Annotated in this window: 25 protein-coding genes and 2 tRNA genes; 20 read left to right on the forward strand and 7 right to left on the reverse strand. The window is 68.7% G+C overall.

Features of this window, described 5'->3' with window-relative positions:
• The first annotated feature begins 41 nt into the window (after nt 1-41).
• Both ftsE and yihA read left to right on the forward strand, forming a co-directional pair.
• Nucleotides 42-728: a cell division ATP-binding protein FtsE gene (gene ftsE / locus MLE64_RS10260; RefSeq protein WP_243317636.1), complete on the forward strand. Its 687-nt coding sequence runs from the start codon at nt 42-44 to the stop codon at nt 726-728.
• 88 nt (nt 729-816) lie between these two features.
• Nucleotides 817-1,404, forward strand: coding sequence for a ribosome biogenesis GTP-binding protein YihA/YsxC (gene yihA / locus MLE64_RS10265; RefSeq protein ID WP_243317637.1), 588 nt, complete (start codon nt 817-819; stop codon nt 1,402-1,404).
• 131 nt (nt 1,405-1,535) lie between these two features.
• Here the strand turns inward: yihA and MLE64_RS10270 are convergent, their stop codons facing one another.
• On the reverse strand, nt 1,536-2,606 hold the full coding sequence (locus MLE64_RS10270) for a VanZ family protein (protein WP_243317638.1): 1,071 nt from the start codon (nt 2,604-2,606) through the stop codon (nt 1,536-1,538).
• Nucleotides 2,607-2,774: 168 nt separating this feature from the next.
• Between MLE64_RS10270 and MLE64_RS10275 the strand changes: the two genes are divergently transcribed.
• The 6 genes from MLE64_RS10275 to MLE64_RS10300 all read left to right on the forward strand — a co-directional run bounded on the left by MLE64_RS10275 (nt 2,775) and on the right by MLE64_RS10300 (nt 9,536).
• Nucleotides 2,775-3,524, forward strand: coding sequence for a cytidylate kinase-like family protein (locus MLE64_RS10275; RefSeq protein WP_243317639.1), 750 nt, complete (start codon nt 2,775-2,777; stop codon nt 3,522-3,524).
• 573 nt (nt 3,525-4,097) lie between these two features.
• On the forward strand, nt 4,098-5,462 hold the full coding sequence (locus MLE64_RS10280; protein ID WP_243317640.1) for a tyrosine-type recombinase/integrase: 1,365 nt from the start codon (nt 4,098-4,100) through the stop codon (nt 5,460-5,462).
• A 62-nt stretch (nt 5,463-5,524) separates the two neighbouring features.
• Nucleotides 5,525-5,839 carry a hypothetical protein gene (locus MLE64_RS10285; RefSeq protein WP_243317641.1) on the forward strand — a complete coding sequence of 105 codons (315 nt, stop codon included), beginning with the start codon at nt 5,525-5,527 and terminating at the stop codon, nt 5,837-5,839.
• 253 nt (nt 5,840-6,092) lie between these two features.
• Nucleotides 6,093-6,308 (forward strand): helix-turn-helix domain-containing protein, encoded by a 216-nt coding sequence (locus tag MLE64_RS10290; RefSeq protein WP_243317642.1) that lies wholly within the window; start codon nt 6,093-6,095, stop codon nt 6,306-6,308.
• Between the two features lie 205 nt (nt 6,309-6,513).
• Entirely contained in the window at nt 6,514-6,807 is a 294-nt protein-coding gene (locus MLE64_RS10295; RefSeq protein WP_243317643.1) for a hypothetical protein, read from the forward strand.
• Nucleotides 6,804-9,536 (forward strand): DUF927 domain-containing protein, encoded by a 2,733-nt coding sequence (locus tag MLE64_RS10300; protein WP_243317644.1) that lies wholly within the window; start codon nt 6,804-6,806, stop codon nt 9,534-9,536. Before MLE64_RS10295 ends, MLE64_RS10300 begins: the two co-directional genes overlap by 4 nt.
• Before the next feature lie 238 nt (nt 9,537-9,774).
• Here MLE64_RS10300 and MLE64_RS10305 read toward each other — a convergent pair whose 3' ends face one another.
• Nucleotides 9,775-10,128: a hypothetical protein gene (locus MLE64_RS10305; RefSeq protein WP_243317645.1), complete on the reverse strand. Its 354-nt coding sequence runs from the start codon at nt 10,126-10,128 to the stop codon at nt 9,775-9,777.
• A gap of 191 nt (nt 10,129-10,319) precedes the next feature.
• On the opposite strand from MLE64_RS10305, the gene MLE64_RS10310 reads away from it, so the two are divergent.
• On the forward strand, nt 10,320-10,760 hold the full coding sequence (locus tag MLE64_RS10310) for a hypothetical protein (protein WP_243317646.1): 441 nt from the start codon (nt 10,320-10,322) through the stop codon (nt 10,758-10,760).
• A gap of 357 nt (nt 10,761-11,117) precedes the next feature.
• Here MLE64_RS10310 and MLE64_RS10315 read toward each other — a convergent pair.
• Nucleotides 11,118-11,192, reverse strand: a tRNA-Glu gene (locus tag MLE64_RS10315).
• 17 nt (nt 11,193-11,209) lie between these two features.
• Nucleotides 11,210-11,284 (reverse strand) — tRNA-Gln (locus MLE64_RS10320).
• A gap of 104 nt (nt 11,285-11,388) precedes the next feature.
• Between MLE64_RS10320 and MLE64_RS10325 the strand changes: the two genes are divergently transcribed.
• Together MLE64_RS10325 and MLE64_RS10330 are read left to right on the forward strand one after the other, a co-directional pair.
• Nucleotides 11,389-12,318, forward strand: coding sequence for a GGDEF domain-containing protein (locus tag MLE64_RS10325; RefSeq protein WP_243317647.1), 930 nt, complete (start codon nt 11,389-11,391; stop codon nt 12,316-12,318).
• 70 nt (nt 12,319-12,388) lie between these two features.
• A complete protein-coding gene (locus tag MLE64_RS10330; protein WP_243317648.1) occupies nt 12,389-12,853 on the forward strand; it encodes a DMT family transporter in 465 nt (154 codons plus the stop codon).
• A 10-nt stretch (nt 12,854-12,863) separates the two neighbouring features.
• Here the strand turns inward: MLE64_RS10330 and MLE64_RS10335 are convergent, their stop codons facing one another.
• Nucleotides 12,864-13,124 carry a hypothetical protein gene (locus MLE64_RS10335; RefSeq protein ID WP_243286774.1) on the reverse strand — a complete coding sequence of 87 codons (261 nt, stop codon included), beginning with the start codon at nt 13,122-13,124 and terminating at the stop codon, nt 12,864-12,866.
• A gap of 106 nt (nt 13,125-13,230) precedes the next feature.
• Between MLE64_RS10335 and MLE64_RS10340 the strand changes: the two genes are divergently transcribed.
• The 7 genes from MLE64_RS10340 to MLE64_RS10370 all read left to right on the forward strand — a co-directional run bounded on the left by MLE64_RS10340 (nt 13,231) and on the right by MLE64_RS10370 (nt 19,526).
• Nucleotides 13,231-14,043 carry a DUF4097 family beta strand repeat-containing protein gene (locus MLE64_RS10340; protein ID WP_243317649.1) on the forward strand — a complete coding sequence of 271 codons (813 nt, stop codon included), beginning with the start codon at nt 13,231-13,233 and terminating at the stop codon, nt 14,041-14,043.
• A 163-nt stretch (nt 14,044-14,206) separates the two neighbouring features.
• Nucleotides 14,207-14,704 (forward strand): cytochrome c nitrite reductase small subunit, encoded by a 498-nt coding sequence (gene nrfH / locus MLE64_RS10345; RefSeq protein ID WP_243286772.1) that lies wholly within the window; start codon nt 14,207-14,209, stop codon nt 14,702-14,704.
• An 87-nt stretch (nt 14,705-14,791) separates the two neighbouring features.
• Nucleotides 14,792-16,282 carry an ammonia-forming cytochrome c nitrite reductase subunit c552 gene (locus MLE64_RS10350; protein ID WP_243317650.1) on the forward strand — a complete coding sequence of 497 codons (1,491 nt, stop codon included), beginning with the start codon at nt 14,792-14,794 and terminating at the stop codon, nt 16,280-16,282.
• A gap of 115 nt (nt 16,283-16,397) precedes the next feature.
• A complete protein-coding gene (locus MLE64_RS10355; protein WP_243317651.1) occupies nt 16,398-17,078 on the forward strand; it encodes a hypothetical protein in 681 nt (226 codons plus the stop codon).
• A gap of 3 nt (nt 17,079-17,081) precedes the next feature.
• Complete coding sequence (locus MLE64_RS10360; RefSeq protein ID WP_243317652.1) at nt 17,082-18,248, forward strand: M48 family metalloprotease; 1,167 nt, start codon at nt 17,082-17,084, stop codon at nt 18,246-18,248.
• Between the two features lies 1 nt (nt 18,249).
• Complete coding sequence (locus MLE64_RS10365; RefSeq protein ID WP_243317653.1) at nt 18,250-18,855, forward strand: hypothetical protein; 606 nt, start codon at nt 18,250-18,252, stop codon at nt 18,853-18,855.
• Between the two features lie 80 nt (nt 18,856-18,935).
• The gene (locus MLE64_RS10370) at nt 18,936-19,526 is read left to right on the forward strand and encodes a hypothetical protein (protein WP_243317654.1); all 591 of its coding nucleotides are present in this window, start codon (nt 18,936-18,938) and stop codon (nt 19,524-19,526) included.
• A 3-nt stretch (nt 19,527-19,529) separates the two neighbouring features.
• On the opposite strand, the gene MLE64_RS10375 is transcribed toward MLE64_RS10370, so the two are convergent.
• Entirely contained in the window at nt 19,530-20,588 is a 1,059-nt protein-coding gene (locus MLE64_RS10375; protein WP_243317655.1) for a helix-turn-helix transcriptional regulator, read from the reverse strand.
• A 195-nt stretch (nt 20,589-20,783) separates the two neighbouring features.
• On the opposite strand from MLE64_RS10375, the gene pssA reads away from it, so the two are divergent.
• Nucleotides 20,784-22,142, forward strand: coding sequence for a CDP-diacylglycerol--serine O-phosphatidyltransferase (gene pssA / locus MLE64_RS10380; RefSeq protein ID WP_243317656.1), 1,359 nt, complete (start codon nt 20,784-20,786; stop codon nt 22,140-22,142).
• On the opposite strand, the gene MLE64_RS10385 is transcribed toward pssA, so the two are convergent.
• Nucleotides 22,139-22,756 carry a hypothetical protein gene (locus MLE64_RS10385; protein ID WP_243317657.1) on the reverse strand — a complete coding sequence of 206 codons (618 nt, stop codon included), beginning with the start codon at nt 22,754-22,756 and terminating at the stop codon, nt 22,139-22,141. The two genes, pssA and MLE64_RS10385, sit on opposite strands and share 4 nt — an antisense overlap.
• 144 nt (nt 22,757-22,900) lie before the next feature.
• Between MLE64_RS10385 and MLE64_RS10390 the strand changes: the two genes are divergently transcribed.
• Nucleotides 22,901-24,592 carry a DUF4382 domain-containing protein gene (locus MLE64_RS10390; RefSeq protein WP_243317658.1) on the forward strand — a complete coding sequence of 564 codons (1,692 nt, stop codon included), beginning with the start codon at nt 22,901-22,903 and terminating at the stop codon, nt 24,590-24,592.
• Nucleotides 24,593-24,643: the final 51 nt, after the last annotated feature.

Below are 24,643 nucleotides of genomic sequence, written 5' to 3' on the forward strand. Positions count from 1 at the left end.
TATTCGCGTGCATTCGCGCCATTCGCGGTTAGGTTTTTTTCATGATCACTCTCACCCACGTCGGCAAGCAGTACGACCGCATCCACACCGCCCTGTCGGATGTGAGCTTCGCCATCGACTCGGGCGAGTTCATCTTCCTCACGGGACCCAGCGGTGCGGGGAAGTCCACGCTGCTGAAGCTGCTCTTCCGCGAGCAGGTGCCCAGCAGCGGCGAGATCCAGCTGGCGGGGCACCGCCTTTCCGCCATGCCCGAGAAGGAGATCCCCCTGCTGCGCCGGAAGCTGGGTGTGGTGTTCCAGGACTTCAAGCTCATCCGGACCCGCACCATCTTCGAGAACGTGGCCTTCGTCCTGCGGGTGCTGGGCGTCAGCGCCGCGGAGCAGAAGCAGCGCACCTTCCGGGCGCTCAAGATGGTGGGCCTCCAGCACAAGCTCAGCAGCTACCCGCTCCAGCTCTCCGGCGGCGAGCAGCAGCGCGTGGCCATCGCGCGCGCCCTGGTGAACGACCCCCTGGTGCTGCTGGCGGACGAGCCCACGGGCAACCTGGACCCCGACCTCGCCCAGGAGATCATGGCCCTCTTCGAGCGCATCAACGGCCAGGGCACCACCGTCGTCGTGGCCACCCACGACCGCAGCCTCATCCAGCGCATGAGGAAGCGCGTCATCGGCCTCGACCACGGCCGCATCGCCTTCGACCAGCCGGCGCCCACGAGCCTGGTGACGGTGTAGAGGCAGTCCGGACTCCAGACTGCGGACGGCCTGGAAGGGCGCTAATCTTGAATTTGCCTCGACCTTCGTCGTAGCCACCCGAGGTCCCATGGCCCAGCCCCTCACCGATGCCCGTTTCGTCACCTCCGCCTCCGACGCGCGGACGCTGGGCGTCTGCCACGCGGAGGTGGCCTTCGTGGGGCGCAGCAACGTGGGGAAGTCCTCGCTGCTGAACGCCCTGGCCAACCAGAAGCAGCTGGCGCGGGTATCCAAAACGCCAGGCCGCACGCGGCTCATCAACGTGTTCCTCACGGGGCCGGACCGCTGGATCGTGGACCTGCCGGGCTACGGCTTCGCCACCGGCCCCGCCGCCGAGCGCGCCACGTGGCAGAAGATGATCGAGGGCTACCTCACGGGCCGGGCCACGCTGCGCATGGTCTTCGTGCTGGTGGACGCCGAGGTGGGCCCCACCAAGCTGGATCACCAGATGATCGAGTGGCTCCGCGCCGAGGGCCTGCCCCTCCGCATCGTGGCCACCAAGGCCGACCAGGTGAAGCCCAGCAAGGCCCTGAAACAGCGCAAGGACGTGGCCGCGGACCTGGGCCTGCATGCCGGCGACATCGCCTGGGTGAGCGCGGGCAAGGGCACGGGCATCCCCGAGCTGCGGCGCGAGGTCGCAGATCTGCTGGAGCTCTGACCCATCCAAGATTCGAAGAAAAAAGAAGAAACCACCAAGACACCAAGGCACCGAGAAAGGCCTGTTTTGCCTTTCGCAGTTCTTGGTGTCTTGGTGGTGATCTTTAGTCTTTAGGCGCAGTTCCGTCGAACCTACAACGCCTCGACCTTCCCGCCCCGCCGCACCATGAACCGCCCCTCATGGGCCCAGGGCAGGGCGATGCCGTTGGCTTCCACCTCGTGGGTGTGGAAGTGGCCGGTGAGGAAGGTGGCGCCGGGATGGACCTGGGCGGCGGCGCGGAAGGACTCACGGGGGAAGGTGAGCTTGTAGGCGGCGTTGGTGGTGCGAAGCTTCCGCTCCATCCAGGCGGACACCTTCCGGGCCGTGCCCGCGGGCATCAGGCGGAACAGCAGCCACAGGGCGCCGGAACGCGACACCAGGTTCCACAGCCGGTACTGGCGGTCCGCGGTGTTGATGAGGTCGCCGTGCTCCCAGGCCAGGGCCTCGTCCTCCAGCGCCCCGCCGATGCCCTCGCCCATGAGGTTGAAGCGCGCGGCGTGGCGGTCCAAGAAGTACTCGCGGTTGCCCATCCATAGGCCCACCCAGCGACCCGCGGCGCGGCGGGCGTCCACCCAGGCGAGGAAGGTTCGTTGCACCTCCGTTTCCATGCCCGGGAAGCCCACCCAGACGTCGAAGACGTCGCCCAGGAAGAGCCAGTCGGCCTCCGGATGGGCCGCGGTGGCCGTCTCCAGGCCGGTGAGCGTGGCGTTCCAGTGGGGGTCTGCGACGAGGATGAGATCCCGGGCGGGGTCCGGCCTGCGCGGCGCGCCGCGGCGCCAGGAGAGGGCTCCCAGGCGCCGGGTGAACAGCAGGTGGAGGGAGCCCAGGGTCAGGCCCAGGCCGCCGCCGAAGCAGTCCGCCAGCCAGTCGCCGAACTCGCAGGAGCGGCCGGGGACGAAGAACTGGTGCAGCTCGTCGGAGGCGCCGTAGAGGGCGACGGCGGCCAGGATCCACAGGTGCCGGCGGTAGAGGGGCAGGCCGGTGGCAGTGTGGCGCAGCGTCCGGTCCAAGGCCAGGGCCAGCATCGCGTACACCGAGGCATGGGCGACCTTGTCCAGCGGCGAGGGCAGCTCGATCCCGCCCGGGTAGTGCCTCTGCGCACTCAGCCAGAAGATCGTTCCGGCCAAGGCCAGGGGAAGGAGCCAGTATCCACGGAAGCGCATGTTCCATCGAACCACAGGCGATGGGGAGATGCGAGCCGGCCCTCCCAGGGGGCTCTGGAACCGGGCGGTTCCCGAAATATCAGCGCGCGGGGACCTTGCCATCGCCCGTGGAGGCCGTACCTTCCGGGCGTAGGCCCCGGATCTGGCCCTTCAGAAGCCGGAGGTTCCATGCCCAAGAGCTTCGATTCCCTCATCCCGAGCATCGAGCAGCGCGAAGCCGGCTGGATGCGTCTCCGGGAGCGCTTCGAGCAGGCCCACCGGCCCCAGGCCCATCCGTCCGTGACCATCTCCAGGCAGTACGGGTGCGAGGGCTACGCGCTGGCCCAGCGGCTCAAGGTGCTGCTGGAGGAGGCCTCCGGCCAGCCCTGGAACCTGTTCGACAAGGCGCTGGTGGATCAGGTGGCCTCCGATGAGAACCTGTCCCGCCAACTCCTGGGCCATCTGGGGGACGAGAGCCACGCGCAGGATGTCCTCCGGACCCACTTCGGCCACCTCACCCACGATGACGCCTACGCCAAGGTCGTGAAGCACCTCGTCCAGATCGCCATGGTCGGCAGCGCCATCATCGTCGGCCGGGGCGGAGCCGTGGCCTGCCAGGACCTGAAGAACTGCTTCCATTTCCGTCTGGAGGCCGGCTTGGATTTCCGCATCTCGACCATCGCTCGCCGCCTGGACATTCCCCTGGAGGAGGCGGAGAAACTGGTCCGGAAGCAGTCGAAACTGCGGGAGAAGTTCATCAGTGAATGCCTCCACGCGGACGTCACGTCCTCCCGCTGGTACGACGCCGTGTTCAACAACGAGCGCCAGAGCGTGGAGACCATCGCCCAGGCCTGCCGGCGGGTCGTCGTCGACGGTTGGCCGGATCAGGACTACTTCAGGCACGATCCGATGCGTGTGACCCACCTGATCCGGAGCTGACCCCTTCCATGGCCCGGGCCTGGCAGGTCGGGCAGTGGCCCAGGCAGGTCCAGGAGCAGGCGAGGCGCGCGGCCTTGGGTGCCGACGGGGGAACAGGAACAGGGGCGGCCATGCCTTCAGGATAGCGCCGGACAAGAAGAAGGCCCGGCATGTGCCGGGCCTCGTTGGTAGTCCCAAGGGGAATCCCTCCGCATCACCCCTGCGGCCGCGCCTCCGGGGTGACGCTCCGGCCGCACGGCTGGCTGCGCACGGGCCTCCGCCTGTGGCGGACCGGCCCGGACAGCCCCTCGGGCTGCCCGGGTCTGGCCCTACCTGCGCGCCATCCGTGACTTCGATTCCCCTTGGGACATGAGAAAGGCCCGGCTTGCGCCGGGCCATTTGGTAGTCCCAAGGGGAATCGAACCCCTGTTTACGCTGTGAGAGAAAAAGGGCAGACACTTTTGCGAATGCCAGTGAATGTCTAGAACCGCATGGATACAGCATCGGTGAGCTTCTTGCCTTCATTCAAATTTATCTACCTTCGCACACACTTTTGCCCCATGATTGCCCCGTGAAGTTCTGAGGGGGGAACCCATGGCCAGGACCCAGCGCAGCGGCAAGTTGGACACGCGCACGGCCCGCCTCTCGAAGTGCCCGCCACGTGAGGAGCCCTACTGGATGAGGCTCGCCCCGGGCGAGTTCCTGGGCTACTACCGGGCCAGCTCCGGGGTGGCCGGGACCTGGCGAGCGAAGATCCGGGAGAGTGGGACCGGGGCCCGGAAGAAGTGCGCCCTGGGAACCGCGGACGACTACTCGGACGCGGACGGTGCCCACATCCTGGACTACTCCCAGGCCCAGGCGAAGGCTCGGGAGTGGTTCACCACAGCCCGGCAAGCCATCGGGGAGGATGCCCCGAGCTCCGGGCCCTACACGGTGGCCGATGCCATGGAAGCCTATCGGCGGGACTGTCTGCGCCGCGGGGTGAAGCGGACGGACCGAATGGAATCCGCGGCCAGACTGCATATCCTCCCGGCCCTTGGTGCTCTGCCCGTGGTGAAGCTCTCTCAGGCCCGAATCGAGCGATGGCACGAGGCCCTGGCCGAGGCCGCCCCCCACGTCCGGGGTAGGAAGACGAGCACAAAGCCCACCTTCGGGCCGAAACCTTCGAGCGAAGAAGAGAAGCGGAAGCGGAAGGTATCGGCAAACCGGGTGCTCACGGTCCTCAAGAGCGCCTTGAATCTTGCGAAACGAAAGCGCCGGGTGTCCTGCCCGGGCGATGCCTGGCGTGAGGTCAAGCCGTTCGGCAAGGCAGACGCCCCGCGGGTGCGGTATCTGACCATCGAGGAACAGGTGCGCCTGGTCAACGCCTGCGAGCCTGACTTCCGGAAGCTGGTTCAGGGAGGACTCTTCACGGGGGGCCGATACAGTGAGCTGGCCCGCGTGGAGGCCCAGGACTTCGCCCCGGAGAATGGGACCCTCTTCATCCGGCCCGGGAAGACCGGGAAGGGGCGGCACGTGGTCCTCACGGAGGAGGGGGCCGCCTTCCTGGCCGAAGCCGTGGCTGGCCTCAAGGGGAGTGACCTGGTGTTCACTCGGGAGGGGTTCCCGGACATGCGCCGGGTGAATCCCGAGACGCACGAGGTCTTGCCGAAGATCCATCGGGCCTGGAAGACCTCGGACCAGAACCGCCCCATGAGACTGGCCTGCGAGGCCGCGGGGATCGAGCCCATGGGGTTCCACCAGCTGCGGCACTCCTACGCCTCTGCTCTGATCAACGCGGGCATACCGCTTGCCTACGTGGCAGAAGTGCTGGGGCATGTGGACACGCGGATGGTGGAAAAGCACTACGGGCACCTGGCCCCATCCGCGGTGAAAGATTCCATCCGAAAGCTCGCCCCAAAGCTGGGCATCCACCAGGCCGGGAACGTGGCCGGCCTACGCATCAAGACCGGGGCCTGATCCGCAATTCAACGTTCACCCAACACGCGGGCCCTGGGCCCGCCCAACCGGAAGGATTCTCGATGCCGAACACTCAGCAGGACCAGATCCGCGTGGGGATACAGGTGGAGCCCCTGACTCACGAGGCCCCGGGGCAGGCGCCCCAGCGAGTGGCTTACCTGAACCTGCAAGACGCGGTGAACCGGGCCGATGATTTCCTGCGCACAGCGGAGCGGCTGGGGTGCTTCCTGCTGGATGAGGTGGTGGATGAGAAAGCCACCCTCAAGGCCCTGAATGTGAAGGCAGATGGTGAGGGCCTAGCTCTCGCTGATGCCGAGCTGCTGATGGCGCAGGTGAGCCAAGCCCGTGCGGTCTTGGCCGAGGCGATGGCCCAATAGAGATCCCATCGCACCTCGACAAACCGTGAGGCAGGCGGAGAGTGTTCCAGTTTGATGAGAACACCTAGGAGCATCGAAATTCGCTTTCATTAATTGGAATTCGTGGCACTTCTTTGTGCGGTTAAAGCCACACCAATAATCGAGAAGCTCTGGGCAATTCGCCTGTATTCGTATGGCGTCCGTGCGTTCTCATCCAATGAGAACGCCCCATGTGCGGGGGCCTCCTACTCTTCGCCAAGATAGGAGGCCCCAGATGGGCAACGAACCCAAGGCACAACCCGCCGCGCCCCGCGCGGCCCTCACTGTCGAAGAGGCCGCCCGTTCCCTCGGGATCGGCAAGGTGATGCTCTTCAAGCTCCTCAAGGAAGGCCAGCTCCGGCGCGTGAAGATCGGACGCCGGACCGTGATCCCCGCGGGCGACGTGGAGGCTCTGGTGGAGCGGCTCGCAAGCCTCCCCAAGGGGGAGTGACCGATGCGAGCAAAGAAAAAGGCCCCCGGGGGCGGGGGCCTGGTGTTCCGAGGTCTGCGAAAGGTGCGGCACACCCTCTGCCCCCTCAGTGTCTGCCCATCCATCGCCCATCGCAACGGGGGGGCGGATGCGTGATTTCCTGATTTTCCCTCGAACTGTCCTGGGGCATGGCCGTGCCCTGAGCATCGTAGCGCCCCCTCTGGTCATGCCTCTTGGTCCTGAGGACTTGGCGGACGGGGAGCCCTCCTGTCTGCCCGGCCTGGCCGCCCGTCTCATCTCCCGCGCCCGGGAGCTGCGCCGCGTGAAGCGCCGGCATGGGGGGGTGCTCATGATGCCCTGGCAGGGACGCCAAGAGGCCGTGCGCTTCCTCTACTGGAAGGGGCGAGTGCTGATCCAGGAAGAGGACGCAGGCACGCCCTGGGGCGCCGCGCTTTTCCTGGCGTTGGAGGGAATTGACGCCCAGCGGGCTGGGATCTGGCGAAAGGGAGGTGCGCGGTGAGCGCACAGACGACTGATTCCTCTGCACATGCCTTCCTGGCTTGCCTCTCCCCGGAGGGTGAGGGCCTGACCTTTCAGACCTTCGATGATGAGAAGCCCGGAGGGAAGCCCCGCGGCACGCTGGCCCGGACCATCCACGGGCCCCTGGAACAGAACCGGGCCGCCCTGGAGGACCTGAACCGGCGCGGGGCGGGGGTGTTCGTGGCGGTGAACGGCACGGACGGGAAGGGCCGCAAGAAATCGAACATCCGGACGCTCCGGGCCTGGTGGTGCGACGTGGATTCCAAGGGGGCACAGCAGGCCCTGGACCTGGCCGCCCTGCCTCTGTGCCCCTCGATGGTGGTCCGGACGCCGGGAGGGTGGCACCTCTACTGGTGCGCGGATGCTCTGATGCCATGCGGGGATAAGGAGCGGAGGGCCGAGCACGAGGCCGAGGTGAAGGCCATCGCCTGGGCCCTGGCCCCCTTCGGCGGGGACCTGCAAGCCTGCGATGTGGCGCGGGTGCTCCGGGTGCCCGGCTTCCTCCATCGGAAGGCCGAACCCGCCCCCGTGATCCTCGAATGGGCCGATGGGCCCCGCTACACACGGGACCAGATCCGCGCCGCCTTCCCGGTGGACCGAGGGCAAGCCACCACAGCGCCGTGTGCGCCGGAGGTGCCGCCCCTCCACCAGGACCGGGAGGCCGTGCTACGACGGGCGGGGGCCTACCTCGAAACGATGCCCGGGGGCATCCAGGGGAGCAACGGGAGCGGAGCCACCTTCGAGGCCGCCTTGAAGGTGGTCACGAGGTTCAACCTCACGGAGGCCGAGGCCCTGGTCCTGATGGAGGAGGTGCATAACCCGAAGTGCGAGCCGAGCTGGAGCCGGGCCGAGCTGGAGCACAAGGTGGCAGACGCCTGGCAACGGGCCCAGGGGAGCACGGAGCTGGGCTGTGCGCTGATGGAGCCCGCACGCGGGCCCCAGGGCCGCGGAGGCGAAGATACGCCCCAGGCGCCGGAGGGCCGGCCCTGCGTGGCCGGGTTCGAGTGGGGCACGCGGGGCCTTTTCCTGGTGAAGGAGAACGGGAAGGATGCAGAAGGGCAACCTCTCCCCCCAGCTCGAACCTGGATCGCCCCGCCCTTCACCCTCCCGGGCCTGGTGCGTGACCTGGAATCCTCGGGGTGGCGACTGCTCATCGCCTGGGACGACCTGGACGGAGTGCATCACGAGGAAGCGGTGCCCTTCGACCTTCTGAGCGGTGAGGGCACGGACCTGGCCCGGACCTTGGCCCAGGGCGGCATGATGCTCTCCCCGGACCCTGGGCCCAGGAAGGCCCTGCTGCGCTACCTGTGCGGGGCCGCGCCGAAGATCCGGGCCCGGGTGCGCCTGGTGGAAACCCTCGGATGGCACGGTGGGGCCTTTGTGCTTCCGGATGGGAGCGTGGTGGGGAAGACCGCGGAGGCGGTGCGCTACTCGGGAGCGGGATCGCCTGTGAATGCGGGGACAGGCGGCACGCTTCAGGGGTGGCAGGACCAGGTGGCCGCCTATGCGGTGGGAGAGCCCCGCCTCGCTTTCGCCCTGGCTTGCGCCTTCGCAGGGCCGCTCCTCCGCATGGTGCGCCCCGATGCCCGCGGCGGGTTCAACATCCAGGGGGCCAGCTCCAAAGGGAAAAGCACGGTGCTTGAGGTGGCCGCGTCCGTCTGGGGGAGCGTGGATACTCTCCCCACCTGGCGAGCCACGTCGAATGGGCTGGAGGGAGTGGCCGCCTCACGCAATGACGGGTTCCTGCCTCTCGATGAGATGAACCAGGCGAAGGATGATGAGATCGGGGACGTGGCCTACATGCTGGCGAACGGATCTGCCAAGGTCCGGGCCAAGCGGGAGGGCGGCACACGCCCCTTGCACCAGTGGGGCCTGATCTTCCTGAGCACAGGGGAGCGCGGGGTGGACGCCATCCTGGCCGGGGCGGGGAAGCGAGCCATGGCGGGTCACGAGGTGCGGGTGCCAGACATTCCCTGCCCAACCTCCGGGATCTTCGAGGGGGCCCATGGATTCCCAGGCCAGGGGGCCCTGGCCGAGCACTTGAAGGCCCAGGCGCGGGCGCACTACGGGCACGCCTCCCGGGCCTTCCTGGAGGGCCTGTGCGCGGAGTGGGAGCGCCGGGCCTTCATCCAAGGGAAGCTCCTGGAGATGGAGGCCGAGTGGATGGAAGCCACGATTCCGCAGGGTGCGGATGCCCAGGTTCGGCGCGTGGGAGGGCGGTTCGCCCTGGTGGCCGTGGCCGGGGAGCTGGCCCAGCGCATGGGTGTTCTGCCCTGGCCGGAGGGCGAGTCGTTCCGGGCCGCGGGGGAGTGCTTCCGGGCTTGGCTGGATCGGCGCGGGCACGCTGGGGCCTCGGAGACGCACAAGGGCATCGAGGCGGTGCTCGCCTTCATCGAGAAGCACGGCACCTCTCGATTCGATGAGTGGGGAGTCAGGGAGGCGCGGGTAATCAACCGGGCCGGGACCAGGAAGCGGGCTGAAGGTCCGGTGGACGGGTGGGACTACTTCATCACCTCCGAAGGCTGGAGGGAGGCTTGCCAGGGGTCCGGAGCCCGGGACGTGGCGCGGGCCTGTGCCGATGCCGGCATCCTGGAACCGGATGGGGCAGGGAAGCTGGCCCGGTCCATCAAGATCCCCGGGCATGGGGCTGTGCGGTGCTACGTCATTCGGGCTTGCCGCGTGGCACAGCATCAGGGGGGCGATGAGTGATCCTTCCGGGACGTGCTCAATCAGGTGTTCCAGGTGTTTCAATCATGGAAACCCGCATCAATGTTGACTCTCAAGGGAACACCTCAAGGTGTTTCCCTAGGTGTTCCCTAGGTGTTCCCATGTTCCACCTGCTGAACCTGGGGCCCGGGGGTAGGGAACACCTGGGGCACGCCGGAAACACCTTCGGGAAGAGGCTAGGTGTTCCCATTCAAAGCCGCACAGGCGTTGGCTTTGGGATTCATGGAAACACCTGGAACACCTGTGGGAAGGGCGGGGCCAGGTGAGCTGGGCAGATCGCCTGCCCATGAGGCACCAGGTGGAAGGTCATGCGGGGGCCGTTGATCCTGTGCTGGCCCAGCTCTGCGCTGGCTTGCCCATCCGGGAGGCCCAGGGTCTGCGGGAAGAGCGGGCGGGAATCATGGAGCATGAGGGGGGCCTCCCCAGGGCAGAGGCAGAGGCCAGGGCCGGCCTGTCCCAGGGGCGGGACGGTGCATGTGAGGTCGAGGAAGGAGGTGCCTGTGCCGTGCCCGGGAGCCTGAGGCAGGGGATGCCAGGGGCCCAGATCGCCCCGCCCCCGGGCTCTGGGCTTCACGGGTCCTTCCCAGGGCCTACCGGGAGGGTATCGCGGCAGCCCTCCCGGCTTTACTAGCTAGAGGCCACAGGCCCATGGCGCCGCTCTGATGATGAGGAGGACGAATGCGAATCCGACACCTGGACTTGGCCGCGGCCCTTGGCGTGACGCCTCGGACCTTGCAACGGTGGCAGAGGCTGGGGATGCCCGGGATGATCCAGGGGGCCTATGACCTGGCCGCGGTGCTCCCCTGGTATCTGGATTTCATCGAGCACGCACGGCCTCCTGTTCATGAACGCGCGACAGCTGGCCCGCATGGGAACCGGGCCCGGGCCTTTGCCTACGTGGCGAGGGCGATGCCGGAAGTTCTGGCCTTTGGTGAGGGGCAGACATGCCGGGATGAGATGGTGCGACAGCTGCGACAGGCAATCGTGGTGCTGGCTCCGGCTCTGGCCTCCATCCTCGTCCAGGCGATGGAGGGGGAGTCGCGTGCGGAGGGGGCGAAGCGGGCCGCCTTCCTCTTCGAGGCCATGGCCGCCTGCGCGGATCCGTGCCCGCTCCCGTGGCTCGCCCTCCGAACCCTGACGGAGGACTCCCAGCGGCCTGGGACAGATGGTGCGGAGTCGTCCGAGCGGGCCGCCGTAGAATCGTGAGAACCCAACCGGAGGCAGCATGGGACGCAAGGGATCAGGTATCCCTGGACTCTCCTTTTCGTGGCGCCGCGCCCTGGGCATCTCCCAGGCCCAGGCGCGGCTGTCGCGTCAGATCGGCATTCCGCTCTCCCGGAGCGGGCGGCAACGCAGGGCCGGGAAGATGGCCGGGTGCTGTGTGCCGTTGATGATCGGCGCCGGCCTTGTGCGCCTTGTGCTCTGGTTCGTGTGATGCGGGTTCGTCACTCTTCGGAGTGCTTCGCACACGGGTTTGCCCCGTAATTGCCCCGTGGGGCCCAGAGGGCGAAGGCTGACGCCGTTTAAAAACAAGAGCCCCCTAGATTTCTCTAGGGGGCTTGCTGGTAGTCCCAAGGGGAATCGAACCCCTGTTTACGCCGTGAGAGGGCGTCGTCCTAACCGCTAGACGATGGGACCAGGAACCAAGTTTTGAGTGGTTGGGGAGGAAGGACTCGAACCCTCACCTGACAGAACCAGAATCTGTTGTCCTACCATTAGACCACTCCCCAACGAGTGGAAGATTCAATGTACCAGGTGTTGGGTAAAAGACAAGAGGTGGTTCCGGCAGGTGGGATGTAGTCTTCCAAAAAAGAAGGGATCTCCCGGAGGACCCATGGTGCGCAAACGGCCTGCCCCGCCCCGGCCCGTGCAGGCGCCCGTCACCGCGGACATGCCCACGCTGGCGGGGATCCAGCCCGGAGGCGACCTCCCCGAGGCTCCTTCGGAATGGGCGTTGGTGGCCTACGCGGGCGCGGCTCTGGGACGGATCTTCGCCCTGCGGCCCGGGGCTTCCCTCATCGGCCGGGCGCCGGACGTCCAGGTGGCGCTGCTGGATGGCGAGGTGAGCCGGCACCACGCCCGGATTGGCGTGATCGGCGGCCAGGTGTGGCTGGAAGACCTCGGGTCCACCAACGGCACCCTGCTGAACGGTTCGCGCATCCAGGGGGCCGTGGCCCTGCATCCGGGCGATCGCATGGCCATCGGCGGGCACGTGCTGAAGCTGGTGGCCATGGACCCCCTCGAGCGCGCCTTCCACGAGACCCTGCTGGACCTCAGTACCAAGGACCCGCTCACGGGCCTGGCCAACCGCACCCGCGCCCTGGCGGAGTTCCAGACCCGCTTCGGCCTCAGCGTGCGCTACGGCCGGCCGCTGTCGGTGCTGATGTGCGACCTGGACCACTTCAAGCAGATCAACGACACCCACGGCCACGGGGCCGGGGACTTCGTGCTCCAGGTCTTCGGGGAGCGGCTGCGGGCCACGCTGCGCGAGGCGGACCTGGCCGGCCGCATCGGCGGCGAGGAGTTCCTCGTGATCCTTCCGGAGACGGACCTGAATGGCGCACGGCCCCTTGCGGAGCGCTTCCGGAAGGCCATGGGGGAAGTGCCCGTGCCCCTTCCCGGCGGCGGGCTGCTGGTCACTTGCAGCCTCGGCATCGCCGAGCGGGGCCCGGGGGACCTGGATGCGGGGCAGATGCTGGCCCGGGCGGACGCAGGCCTCTACCGGGCGAAGGTGGAGGGGCGCAATCGCGTGTGCGCCCTCTGAGGAGGCCCCGTCAAAGGATGGCCGGGGCTTCCAAGGTGGCTACCATGGGCCCTTCCAGGCGGAGGCACGCATGGTTCTGCTCTTTCTCGTGATGGCCTTCGCCATCGGGCTGGCGGTGCCCCTCCAGTCGGCCGTCAACAACGCGCTCAGGGCATCGCTCCACAGCGGCTCCATGCTGGCGGCCCTGGTGTCCTTCGCGGTGGGCACCGCGGCGCTGCTGGTGGTCTCCGCCCTCACGGGCCAACCCTTCGCGGCGCTGGGCGGCCTATCCCGCGTGCCGTGGTGGCAGTGGCTGGGCGGCTTCCTGGGGGCCTTCTTCGTGTTCGGGACGACCCTGCTGGCTCCCCGCATCGGCCTGGCGGCCATGGTGTCGCTCATCGTGGCGGGGCAGGTGTGCTCCTCGCTGGCCTTCGATCATTTCGGCCTCATCGGCCTCCAGGCGCGGGGCCTGTCCTGGATCCGCCTTCTCGGGGCCGGGTTCATCCTGGCGGGCGCGATCCTCGTGAACTTCGGCGACCGCTGGCTGGCGCGCTGACGCCGGTCGCTCAGGCCTTGCGGACCCGCTCGGCCACCTTGTCGAGCGTGTCCCAGATCTGGTGGCAGTCCTCGCAGGAGGAACGCGGATCGCCGCAGGGGAAGCCCTCGATGCCGATGCCCTGGCAGCGGGGGGTTTGGAAGAAGAACAGCAGCTCGCCGATGGAGGTCTGCATGCGCTCCCGGAGGGCCGCGTCCGGGAGGGAGCGCAGATCCTGGATGAGCTTCCACTCGGCGGGGCTGAGCTCGGGGCGGTCGATGGTCTGGGACATGGGGACTCCGCGCACTCCCAAGTATACGGAGCTGGAAAGGAGTCTAAACCGCCTCCGAAGGCCTTCGTATCACCTCCATCGTTCTCTGACAGCGCAGGAGGCTTCCATGTCCCTCACCCATCCCCTCGCCGCGGCCGTGGCCGCCGTCCTCCTCTGGGCCCCGCTCGCCGCCCAGACCCAGGTGATCCAGCCCATCAAAGCGGAGAAGACCACCGAGACCCGCACGGTGCCCCTGGCGGCCGGCTCGACGCTCAAGGTGAAGAACGTCAATGGATTCATCCACGTGGAGGCCTGGGATCGCGACGAGGTGCAGTTCACGGGCGAGTTCAAGCCCAGCAGCCGGGACGAGCAGGTGAAGGTGGTCCTCGAATCCGGGAAGAACGGTCTGGAAATCCGCGGCGAGTATCCCAAGCACAATGGCTGGGGTTCCTACCAGGGGCCGCAGTGCCAGATGACCCTCAAGGTGCCGCGTCGCGTGGTCTCCTCCCTGGAGACCGTGAACGGTGAAGTGGCCCTCAGCGGAACCCGGGGCGCCGCCAGCCTCACCACCGTGAACGGCGGGGTGCGCGCCATGGATCTGGGGGATTCCCTTCAGGCGACCACGGTGAACGGCGCCGTCACCCTGGAGCGGGTGCAGGGGGGCCTCACCATCCAGACCGTAAACGGCACCATCAAAGGCACGGGTCTGGACGGCCTGGGCCGCGGGGTCAAGGCCGAGACCGTCAACGGCACCATCCACCTCCAGATCGCGGGCCTGAAGGGGCACCTCACCGCCACCACGCTGAACGGCGGCATCACCTTCAAGGCGAAGGGCGCTGAGCAGGTGGAGGTGGCCAAGCGGCGGGTCACGGCCACCTTCCCCGGAGGGGACCAGGACATCCACCTGAGCACGGTGAACGGGGCGATCACGCTGGATTAGGACCTCTCGACCCATTGAGCAAGAGCCGGCCCTGCCGGCTCTTGCTCTTCATAGGCAACCATTTAGTCTGAAAAGATATTTTGATATCGGATTGACAGGTCCTAATTTTATCTCATCCTGTTCCGGTCGGAGGACGGACCCTCGGACATCGGATGGATACCCCGTGAGCGGAAAGCGTCGCCTCTTCCTGTTGAGCGTCCTCGCCAGCGTCTTCGCGGGCGTCTTCGTGGGGTCCGGGGCCTACACGTTCGTGGCGGCCCACGGCACGTCGTACCTGTCGAACGATCCCCAGGTCTGCGTGAACTGCCACGTGATGCGCGGGGAGTACGACAGCTGGCGGCACGGTTCGCACCATGCGGTGGCCGTGTGCAACGACTGCCACCTGCCTCACGACAACGTCGTGAACAAGTTCTTCGTGAAGGCCAGCAACGGGTACCACCACTCGAAGGCCTTCACGCTGCTGAATTTCGCGGAGCCCATCCGCATCAAGCCCGGCAACGCCAAGGTGCTGGAGGACAACTGCATCCGCTGCCACGGCGAGCTGACAGGCGAGATCACCGCCCACGGCACCCTGGGCGTGCCCACGGACCCGACCCAGAAGGCCGACCTCTACGGCTGCGTGCGCTGCCACCAGGAGGTGGGCCATGGGCCCATGGGCTGAGCTTCCGACCGACCTGACCACCTACCCCTGATCCCACCCCCGATCCCACCTTAAGGCGCGTGGCCCGCCACGCGGGAGGAACCCCCGATGACCGACAACCCCACCCCGTTCTTCTCCCGGCCTGTGGTCCGGATGGGCCTCATCGCCGCGGGCGCCGCCGTGGCGACGGTGCTCGTGATGGCCCTCTACGCCAGCATCACCACCCGCAAGGCCGAGGCGAAGCAGACCAGCTTCAAGCTCGTGGACCTCGACGAGAAGGTCGTCGATCCCGCCCTGTGGGGGAAGAACTTCCCCCGCGAGTACGAGACCTACCTAAAGACCTCCGAGAAGTACAACACCAAGTACGGCGGCGCCGGCAGCGAGGCCCTGCCCAAGAGCCGCATCCAGGAGGATCCGCGGCTGGTGACCATCTTCGACGGCTACGCCTTCGCCATCGACTTCAACCAGCGCCGCGGCCACGCCTACATGCTGGACGACCAGCGCAACACCAAGCGCGTCACCGAGCGCAAGCAGCCCGGCTCCTGCCTCCACTGCCACGCCTCGAACACCGTGGCCTTCCGCGAGCAGGGCCTGAAGGCCGGCGCGCCCGGCACGCTGGATGAGGACTTCACCAGCGCCAACGCCCAGGCCCAGCTCATGGCCGGCTTCGAAGCCGTGTGCAAGATGCCCTACGCCGACGCCACCAAGCTGGTGAAGCACCCCGTGGCCTGCATCGACTGCCACGACCCCAAGAACATGGCCCTGCGCGTCACCAAGCCCGGCTTCATCCGCGGCATCGTGGCCCTGGCCAACAGCCCCGAGCCGGTGCCGCACCTGCCGTCCATCGAGAAGTGGCGCAAGGGCGACCGCGCCACGCCCTATGACGCGAACCGCGACGCCTCCCGCCAGGAGATGCGGTCCATGGTGTGCGGCCAGTGCCACGTGGAGTACTACTGCGGGCCCAAGACGACGCTCTTCTTCCCCTGGAACAACGGCCTGAAGGTCGAGCAGATCGAGGCCTACTACGACAGCTACAAGTTCCCTGACGGCCACCGCTTCTTCGACTGGCAGCACGGCAAGACCGGCGCCGAGGTCCTCAAGGCCCAGCACCCCGAGTTCGAGATGTGGAGCCAGGGCATCCACGCCCGCTCCGGCGTCTCCTGCGCGGACTGCCACATGCCCTACGTCCGCGAAGGCGCCCTCAAGGTCAGCGACCACCAGGTGCGCAGCCCGCTGCTCAATGTCTCGCGCTCCTGCCAGACCTGCCACCGCTTCCCAGAGGAGGAGCTGAAGGCCCGCGTGACGGCCATCCAGGACCGCACCAAGGCGCTCATGGACCGCGCCGAGGACGCCGTGGTGAACCTCATCAGTGACATCGAGGCCGCCAAGAAGGCCGGCGTGGACGAGGCGAAGCTCAAGCCCATCCTCGAGCTCCAGCGCAAGGCCCAGTGGCGGGTCGACTTCGTGAATGCCGAGAACTCCATGGGCTTCCACGCGCCCCAGGAGGTCGCCCGCATCCTCGGCGAGGCCATCGACTTCGGCCGCCAGGGCCAGGTGGCCCTCCGCGATCTGGGCACCTCCAAGTCGGCCCGGAAGTAGGCATTCCCACCTAGCACCCCGCGGGGCCGGCTCAGCCGGCCCCGCTTGCGTCAGGGGATAGCATGGAAGGAACCGATCCCACACATGACCTGCTCCGTGCATCCGGAGGCATCCCATGGTCCGTTTCCGCCTGATCTTCCTGGCCCTGATCCTGAGTCTGGGCCGTGGGCTCGCCGCCCAGTCCCACCTCGCCGAGGGCTTCACGGGCCTGCCCGCCGGGGCCACGGTAGCCGTGATGCCGCTCGACGTGGAACTGTTCGCCGTGACCGCCGGCGGCGTGCTGGAACCCCGGGCGGAGTGGACCACCAAGGCCATCGCGAATCTGAAGGAGGCCCTCCGTCTCCGGAAGGCGGGGCAGGGCGGGACCTTCGTGCCCGTGCCGCCCGGGGACGGAGAGCTCCTGGCGGAGCTCAACCACCTGCACGGCGCCGTGGCCCGCGCCATCGACCTCCACCACTTCGGCAGCTGGAAGCTGCCCAGCAAGGCCGGGAAGCTCGACTGGTCCCTGGGCGAGGAGGTCGCCGAGATCCGGAAGCAGGCCTCGGCGGACTACGCGCTGTTCATCTTCCTGCGGGACAGCTACGCCACCGGCGGCCGGGTGGCGACCATGGTCCTCTACGCGGCGCTCGGCGTGGGGGTGGGCGGGGGCGCCCAGGTGGGCTACGCCTCCCTGGTGGATCTGAAGACGGGCCGCATCCTGTGGTTCAACGAGATGGCCAAGGTCACCGGGGATGTGCGGGAACTGGAACCCGCGAAGGCCACCCTCGGCCATCTGCTCAAGGAATTCCCGGAGTAGGGTGTGGACCGCCGCGACTTTGTCGAGACCTGCGGGTGCTGCGGCGCCATGGCCCTCCTGGGCCCGGCGCTAAGGGCGGCGCAGGGCTGGACGCCGCCGCCCCGGATCCCGCGGCCCTCGCCGAAGACGGATGAGGGCGGCCTCTGGGCCCTCATGGACCGGGAGGAGGAGCGCCTGCGCCAGAGCTCCTTCCTGGTGCGGGACGGGGCCCTGTCCGCCTATGTCCACGCCATCACCTGCCGCCTGGCCCAGGCCCACTGCCCGGATGTGCGCACCTATGTAGTCCGGTCCCCCTACTTCAACGCGAACATGGCCCCCAACGGCATGATGCAGGTCTGGACGGGGCTGATCCTCCGGGCCGAGAACGAAGCCCAATTGGCCGCGGTGATCGGCCACGAGGTGGGGCACTACATGGCGCGCCATTCGGTGGAGCGCCTCCGGGACGCCAAGTCGCGGACGGCCTTCGCCCATGTCCTGGGCCTGGTGCCCGTGGCCGGCACGCTGGCGGGCCTGGGCATCCTGGCCGGGGCGTTCGCCTACAGCCGGAACCACGAGCGGGTGGCCGATCAGATCGGGCTGGAGCTGATGGCCGCCGCGGGCTATCCGCCCCTGGAGGCCTCGAAGGTCTGGACGAACCTCCTGGCGGAACTGCAGGCGGAGAAGGACTGGACGGGCGACGCCTCCTCCCGGAGCCTCCTCTTCGCCACGCATCCCACGGAGAAGGAGCGCCAGACCAAGCTGGAGGCCGCGGCCAAGGCCCTCGGCCAACCGGATCTCGACCCCCGCGCCCCGGCCCTCCGGCAGGCCACGGCGCCCTGGCGCCAGCTCTGGCTGGAGGACGAGCTCCGGCGCCGCAAGTTCGGCGAGAGTCTGGCTCTGCTGGACCGGCTCACCGCGGCGGATCCCAAGGACGGCCAGGCCGCCTACTTCCTGGGCGAGGCCTACCGCCTGCGGGCCTCGGACGGGGACGGCGAGCGCGCGCTGGCCGCCTACCAGAAGGCCGCGGGCCTGCCGGGCGTGCCGCCCGAAGTCCACCGGGCCCTGGGCGTCCTCCACCGCAAGGCCGGACGGCTGCCCGAGATGCGGGAGGCCTTCGGCCGGTACCTGGCGGCCCGCCCGGATGCCGAGGACGCCGAGATGATCCGTTCCTACCTGACGGAAGGGGGTTGAGATGAACCTGAAGCCCGTGCTCCTCGTCGCGCTCCTCGCCTCGTTGGTGCTGCTGCCCGGCTGCACGAAGCCGGCCACCTGGGTGGGCGTCACGCCCGGGGAGATGGTGGTGTGCGACCGTCTGGCGGTCCGCATCGACGGCGCCTGGAGCCGCCTCGAGGGCACCCAGCAGCCCAAGCACGATGTCTGGACCTCCGAGGGCATGCCCCTGGATCAGCTCCACTTCCACACCGGCATCGCCGAGGGTGAATCCCTGGTGGTGGTCAAGGACCGCCCGGCCGACAAGCCCATCCCCCGCTTCCGGAAGGACATGCAGGCCCAGGATGTGGTGGAGATGTACGAGGCCTTCGCCAGCCGGGACGGCAGCGTCTTCAAGCTGGAGAAGCTGGCTCCGGCGCGGTTCGCGGACGAGAACGGCTTCCGGTTCGAGTTCAGCCGGGTGAGGAAGGGCGACGAGGTCCGCACGCGGGGCGTGGCCTACGGCGCCATCCACCGTGGCGAGCTCTTCCTCATGGTGTACGAGGCCCCCCGGATCCACTACTTCACCAAGCACCTGCCCCAGGTCGAGGCCATCGCCCAGTCGGCGCACCCCCGCGAGAAGGGCTGACCGGAGAAGGGAATCGCTTGACGGAGGCCGGTGACCCCCGGAGGCTGGAGCCATTGATCCCACGTCCGCCGGAGGCTCCGATGCCGAAGCTGTCCATCGTTCCCGCCCTGCTGCGCCTCATCTCCGAGGGCAGCTTCTTCAAGCAGGTCTTCTCCTGGCTCCTCCGGCTGTGGGCGGTGGCCGCCCTCGTGGCGGGGATCTGGCTGTCCATCGAGCTGTGGCGCGGCGGCGGGACGAGCACCCAGGCCATCTTCGGACAGCTGATCTTCCAGGTCGCCCTGGTCCTGGCCACCTACCTCGTGGCCCACCTGAGCTGGGTGCGGGCCCAGGACGTGGCGGCCATGCCCCAGATCGCCGGAGAGGTGATCATCCCCCTCACGCGCCTGCTACTGCGGCTGGGCGGCGAGCTCTACGCCAGCCTGGTAGCCGTGGCCAGCGTGGGCGGCGCCCTCATGATCTGGATCAGCGCCGGCGAGGCGCGGCCCGACATGGGCGAGCTGCGCCTGCTGCTGCCCGGCGCCGGGGGCGATCCGTTCCCCGCGGGGCTGGCCATGCTGCTCACCGGCCTGGCTTCCGCGGCCCTGGGCCTCCTGGGCGGTTACCTCGCCTCCGAACTCCTGGGCCTGCTCTGCGCCATCGAGAGCAATACACGAGGCGTGAAGCAGGGCTGAGACCTACCGGTACCGAGCCGCCATGGCCTTCAAGGTGGCCGCCAGGTGCGTCCGCAGGGCCTTGGGCTCGAGCACTTCCGCCTCGGCGCCCAGCTGGAGGATGTAGCGGGTGGGACCCTGGAGGTCCGTCGCCATGAAGCTGAGCAGGACGGTGCCGCCCTTCTCCTTTCGCACCTCGACCCGGGGCAGGGCGGGGGGGGCGTCCTGCAGGGACTGGGGCCAGTTGGAGCCGCCCACGCGCACCCGCACCTGGAAGGGCGCGCCGGGGCTGAACCAGCCGCCGATCTGGAGATCCCGGGCCTGTTCGAGGGGGCGCTTGTCGGGGATGAGGCCGCGCCGGGAAAGCGCCTTGGCTTCCTCGATGCGGGCCAGGCGGAAGTGCCTGGGCTCCTGCTTGGCGGGGTCCCAGGCCAGCAGGAAGGCGCCGCCGGAGAACACGTCGTGGGTGAGGGTGAAGGGCACCACCGTGCGGGTGCCGGTGCGGCCAGTGGAGGCGGCGGCATAGGTGAGCTCCAGCTCGCGCGGCCCCTCCGGGTGGCCCAGGGCCATCAGCACCTGGGAGAGCATCTTCGTGTCGAGAGCCTGCTGGTCGTCGGCGGCTCCGCGCACGCAGACGTGGGACTGGAGGGCGTCGAAGAGGCTGCGGTCACGGCTGCTGAGGTGGCTGTCCGCCAGGGCGCGCAGGCCCTCGAGCTGGTCGTACCACATCTCCGTCGCCGTGCCCTCCAGGGCCATGAGCGCCACCTCCAGGGCCAGGCGGGCGTGGGGCGTGATCTTGCTGTCCCAGTCCGGGGCCTTCTCCAGGGTGAAGTGGATGACGGCGGGCCGGCCTTCGCGGGTCTTGCCGAAGCGGGCGCCCTGCTCCTCCAGCAGCACGATGGCGCGGTCCACGGTGCGCATGGCCACGCCGCCCAGCTTCCGGACCAGGCCCGCCTTGGTGATGCCCCGCTCCCCGGCGTCCCGGATGGCCTCCAGCACGGCCTGGAGCCGCTCGGGCTTCACCAGGCTGGCACCGTCGGGACGGGGCGATTCGAGCGCCTTGCGGGGCGTGGAGCGGACCATGGCGTCCTCCTGGGGCCATGATTGGCCAGCCATTGTCCAGAAGCAAGCGCCGAATGCGGCGGGCGACGGCCGCCCGGGGACGGCGGCGCGCCTGGACCTGAGGTATCCAGGTGCGGAAGGCAGGCATGCAGGCGCCCCGCCCTTATACTCAGGACGATGGAAACAGCTACTCTCCGCCATGGGCGGCTTACCCGCATGTTCCGGCGGCTCCGGGCCGGACGGCCCGCCCCGTCCGCGGCGGACCCCCTGGCGTCAATTCCGGTCCCGGCCGAGGCGGTGGCTGTGCTCTCCGGCCCGGCCGAGTTCCGCACCGTCCTCCTGGAGCGGATCGCCCGCGCCCGGCACCGCATCATCCTGGTGGCCCTCTACCTCCAGGACGACCTCGCGGGCCGCGAGATCATGGAAGCCCTGTACGCCGCTCACCGGGCGAACCCGTCCCTTGAGATCCAGGTGCTCGTGGACCAGCACCGCGCCCAGCGCGGCCTCATCGGGAAGGCCAAGAGCCCCGGCAATGCGGCCATGTACCGGGAATGCGCGGCGCGGTTCGGGAAGGGGGTCCAGGTCCGCGGCGTGGCCGTCCGGAGCCGGGAGCTCTTCGGGGTGCTCCACCTGAAGGGGTTCATCATCGATGACACGGTGCTGTACAGCGGCGCGAGCCTCAACGAGGTGTACCTGGCGCGGAAGGGACGCTACCGCCTGGACCGGTACCACTTGTTCGAAAGCGCCCCCCTGGCGGCCTGCATGGCGGACTTCGTGCGGTCCACCTTCCTCCGCAGCCCGGCGGTGCGCTCCCTGGGCCATCCCCCGCACGCCGCGGGGGAGCGGCAGGCATCCGCTATGCGCGCCTTCCGCCGGGCACTGCGGACAGCCCGCTACACCTTCGAAGGCCGGCAGCCCGGCCCCGGAGAGGTCGCCGTCACGCCGCTCTGCGGCCTGGGCGCGGGCAACCCGCTGAACGACGCCCTGCTGGCGCTGATGAAATCGGCGCGGCGGCGGCTGGTCATCTACACGCCCTACTTCAACCTGCCGAGGCCGGTGAGCCGGGTCGTCTCGCATCTGCTGGCCCTGGGGCGCGAGGTCACGATCGTGGTGGGCGACAAGACCGCCAACGACTTCTACATTCCGCCCGCCGAACCCTTCAAGACCATCGGCCTGCTGCCCTACCTCTACGAGGGGAACCTGTGCCGCTTCGCGAAGGCCCACCAGCAGGCGATCGCCGACGGAAGGCTGAATGTCTTCCTGTGGCGCCACGGGGACAACAGCTTCCACCTGAAGGGCGTGTTCGTCGACGACGAAACCGCCGTGGTGACGGGGAACAACCTGAATCCCCGCGCCTGGGCGCTGGACCTGGAGAACGGCCTGGTGATCCGGGATCCGGAGGGGCTGCTGAAGGCCAAGCACGAGCGCGAGCACGCGGCCATCCTCGAGCACGCCACGCGGCTGGCCAGCTTCCACGATCTGGAGACCCCGGGCGCCTATCCGGCCCAGGTCCGGAAGGCGCTCCGACGCATGAACCGCACCCGCATCGACCGGCTGCTGAACCGCCTGCTCTAGGGCTGCCACAGAGCCCGGAAGGGCGCGTCATCCCACGGCGGCGGGGTGGCCCGGAACCGGGCGAGCAGGCCCGTTGACGGGGCGGACGCGGGTGTCAGCACTGCGTGGGCGCCGGCGTAGAGGGCGCTCCAGAGGGCCGCGCGAAGGGCAGGCTCGCCCAGGCGGGCCAGGGGCAGGTCGGCGCGAGTGTCGTGATCCCAGCCCAGAGCCCCGTTCAGGCGCCGCAGGCGGACCATCAGCTCGCCATGGGTCAGACCCGCCGTGAAGGGCGTGCCCTCGGCGACGACCTGCTCCCGGGCGTGGTAGGCGCTGCGCCCGGCCTCGGTGTTGAAGCGGGGGCCGCCCAGGACTTCCATGGGCACGGGTTGCCCTTCCTGCTCCCACGCCAGGCCCGAGGCCGCCGCGGCCAGCTCGGCTGCCCAATCCCAGATGGTGCCCGTGGCGCTGAACACCGTCCCGGGCGGCGCGCCCGCCAGCAGGCCCAGGGCCACCCCCTCGACGCGGTTGCGCAGCTGGGCGTAGGTCAACGTCCCCCAGCCGGGGGCCGTCAGGGCCGGGCGGCCCTGGAGACGGGCCGCGCGCTGGATGAGGAGGTCCCGCAGGGTGGAGGCCATTCGATCTCCCGGGACCAGTTTGGCAAGACCGGCGCTCTGGATTGCAATCTGAAACCTGTGATCAACCCTTTTCCGGAAGGGCGGGTCAGAGGGGTGTCCGCTTCCCCTTCATCCGGAGCCCGGCTCCGCCCCATGGAGATTCCCATGCGCCCTGTTCTCCGCACTTACTCCCTGCTGGCGCTTCCCCTGGGCCTCACCGCCCTGGCCCTCGGCCTGGCCTGCGGCGGCGGTTCCTCCAGCAGCCCCGCCAGCTCCGCCACGCCCACGGGCACGGCGGCCATCATCCTCACCGACGCCCCGTCGGACCAGTGGTCCGCCGTCGAGGTGGTGGTCACCCAGGTGGCCTTCCTGAACAAGGCGGACCACACCAAGGAGGTGGTGGCCTTCCAGGGCGCCAGCGCCAAGATCAACCTCGTGGACCTGGACAGCGTGGGCGAGCTGCTGGCCTCGGCCCAGATCCCCGCGGGCACCTACGATGCCCTGCGCATCACCATCGATCCCGCCAGCGTGAACCTGGTGAAGGCCGATGGCACGACGGTGCCCTCCAGCCAGGTGAAGGTGGCGGGCAGCAGCGTCCTCGTGAACCTCAGCTCCGACCTGGTGGTGACCGCCAGCGGCAGCAACGCCGTGCAGCTCGACTTCGACCTGAGCCATCCCCTGTTCCTGGTGCAGATGCCGGACGGCACCTGGGTGATGAACCTGCAGGTCAGGCACCGTCCCAATGTGAACGGGATGACGGGCGTGGCGCAGCTGATGTTCCGGCATCGCAAGGGCACCATCGCCTCCGTGGGCACCTCGAGCTTCGTGCTCCACACGGACAGCGGCAACGACCTCACGGTGAACGTGGGCGCGGGTGCCTGGTTCTTCGACGCCGACACGAAGACGGTCGGCAGCCTCGCGGGCCTGGCCGCCGGGAAGTACGCGCTGGTCTCCCTGCGCATGCAGCCGGACGGCAGCCTCTGGGCGGTGCGCGTGTGGTACAGCGCCAACCCCCTGCAGCCCTGGACGCCCGAGGGCCATGTCTACGGCGTGGACCAGGCCAACGGCCTCATGGTGGTCAGCTCGGGCAACGGCACGCCCCGGACCATCGCCATCGATCCCGACACCGCCTTCACCTACCACATGGCCCAGTCCTTCGGCACCGGGTCGGCGGCCCTCGCCAACATGTGGACGGGCTTCAAGGTCCAGGTCCAGGTGAAGGATCCCCTGGCCACGCCCATGCACGCCGCCTCGGTGAACATCCAGCGCGCCGTGGACGGCGGCCGCATCAGTGCCGCCTCCACCAGCAGCTTCACCTACCAGCACGCCAGCGGCGACCGGACCCACGCCTATGACAGCGCCTTTGCCTGGTGGTACGTGGGCTTCCCCGGCATGACGTCCAGCAGCGTCAGCGCCTTCTCCAGCGCCTGCTCCGGCATGGGCATGGGCATGATGGGCACGGGGACGGCCTCCCCCGACCTGATGCCCCGGGGCCTGAGCGATCTGGTCTGGAACACCGGCACCAGCGCCTGGGATGCCAACAATGCCATCTTCATGCCCGTGGCCCTGCCGCAGGGCACCATCAGCACCTCGTACAACGGTGGCCAGCTGGGCTTCACCTTCGTGGATTCCACCACCGCCACCCAGACCGTCACCGTCACCCTGAACACCACCGTGGGCGCGCAGCCGATGGTGCTGGAGGTGTCCAAGCAGACCGGCGCCATCACGGTCACCCCCGTGGACGCGACGGCCTGGGCCACCAAGCTCGTGACGGCCACCCAGGCTCGCGTGGCCGTGGTGCCCAAGCCGGACGGCACCTACGCCGCCTACGCCGTGGTGGTGTTCACAGGGTTCTGATCCACCCCTCCCTGGGTGGGGCGGCGCTCCGCGAGGGGCGCCGCTTTTTCG

The organism is Geothrix paludis (genome assembly GCF_022808815.1).
Lineage (GTDB): Bacteria > Acidobacteriota > Holophagae > Holophagales > Holophagaceae > Geothrix > Geothrix paludis.

Bases quoted from the DNA above. Each gene is read 5' to 3' on its own strand.
- ftsE (WP_243317636.1), top strand. From the start codon at position 42: ATGATCACTCTCACCCACGTCGGCAAGCAGTACGACCGCATCCACACC.
- yihA (WP_243317637.1), top strand. From the start codon at position 817: ATGGCCCAGCCCCTCACCGATGCCCGTTTCGTCACCTCCGCCTCCGAC.
- MLE64_RS10270 (WP_243317638.1), bottom strand. From the start codon at position 2,606: ATGCGCTTCCGTGGATACTGGCTCCTTCCCCTGGCCTTGGCCGGAACG.
- MLE64_RS10275 (WP_243317639.1), top strand. From the start codon at position 2,775: ATGCCCAAGAGCTTCGATTCCCTCATCCCGAGCATCGAGCAGCGCGAA.
- MLE64_RS10280 (WP_243317640.1), top strand. From the start codon at position 4,098: ATGGCCAGGACCCAGCGCAGCGGCAAGTTGGACACGCGCACGGCCCGC.
- MLE64_RS10285 (WP_243317641.1), top strand. From the start codon at position 5,525: ATGCCGAACACTCAGCAGGACCAGATCCGCGTGGGGATACAGGTGGAG.
- MLE64_RS10290 (WP_243317642.1), top strand. From the start codon at position 6,093: ATGGGCAACGAACCCAAGGCACAACCCGCCGCGCCCCGCGCGGCCCTC.
- MLE64_RS10295 (WP_243317643.1), top strand. From the start codon at position 6,514: ATGCCTCTTGGTCCTGAGGACTTGGCGGACGGGGAGCCCTCCTGTCTG.
- MLE64_RS10310 (WP_243317646.1), top strand. From the start codon at position 10,320: ATGATCCAGGGGGCCTATGACCTGGCCGCGGTGCTCCCCTGGTATCTG.
- MLE64_RS10325 (WP_243317647.1), top strand. From the start codon at position 11,389: ATGGTGCGCAAACGGCCTGCCCCGCCCCGGCCCGTGCAGGCGCCCGTC.
- MLE64_RS10330 (WP_243317648.1), top strand. From the start codon at position 12,389: ATGGTTCTGCTCTTTCTCGTGATGGCCTTCGCCATCGGGCTGGCGGTG.
- MLE64_RS10335 (WP_243286774.1), bottom strand. From the start codon at position 13,124: ATGTCCCAGACCATCGACCGCCCCGAGCTCAGCCCCGCCGAGTGGAAG.
- MLE64_RS10340 (WP_243317649.1), top strand. From the start codon at position 13,231: ATGTCCCTCACCCATCCCCTCGCCGCGGCCGTGGCCGCCGTCCTCCTC.
- MLE64_RS10350 (WP_243317650.1), top strand. From the start codon at position 14,792: ATGACCGACAACCCCACCCCGTTCTTCTCCCGGCCTGTGGTCCGGATG.
- MLE64_RS10355 (WP_243317651.1), top strand. From the start codon at position 16,398: ATGGTCCGTTTCCGCCTGATCTTCCTGGCCCTGATCCTGAGTCTGGGC.
- MLE64_RS10365 (WP_243317653.1), top strand. From the start codon at position 18,250: ATGAACCTGAAGCCCGTGCTCCTCGTCGCGCTCCTCGCCTCGTTGGTG.
- MLE64_RS10370 (WP_243317654.1), top strand. From the start codon at position 18,936: ATGCCGAAGCTGTCCATCGTTCCCGCCCTGCTGCGCCTCATCTCCGAG.
- MLE64_RS10375 (WP_243317655.1), bottom strand. From the start codon at position 20,588: ATGGTCCGCTCCACGCCCCGCAAGGCGCTCGAATCGCCCCGTCCCGAC.
- pssA (WP_243317656.1), top strand. From the start codon at position 20,784: ATGTTCCGGCGGCTCCGGGCCGGACGGCCCGCCCCGTCCGCGGCGGAC.
- MLE64_RS10385 (WP_243317657.1), bottom strand. From the start codon at position 22,756: ATGGCCTCCACCCTGCGGGACCTCCTCATCCAGCGCGCGGCCCGTCTC.
- MLE64_RS10390 (WP_243317658.1), top strand. From the start codon at position 22,901: ATGCGCCCTGTTCTCCGCACTTACTCCCTGCTGGCGCTTCCCCTGGGC.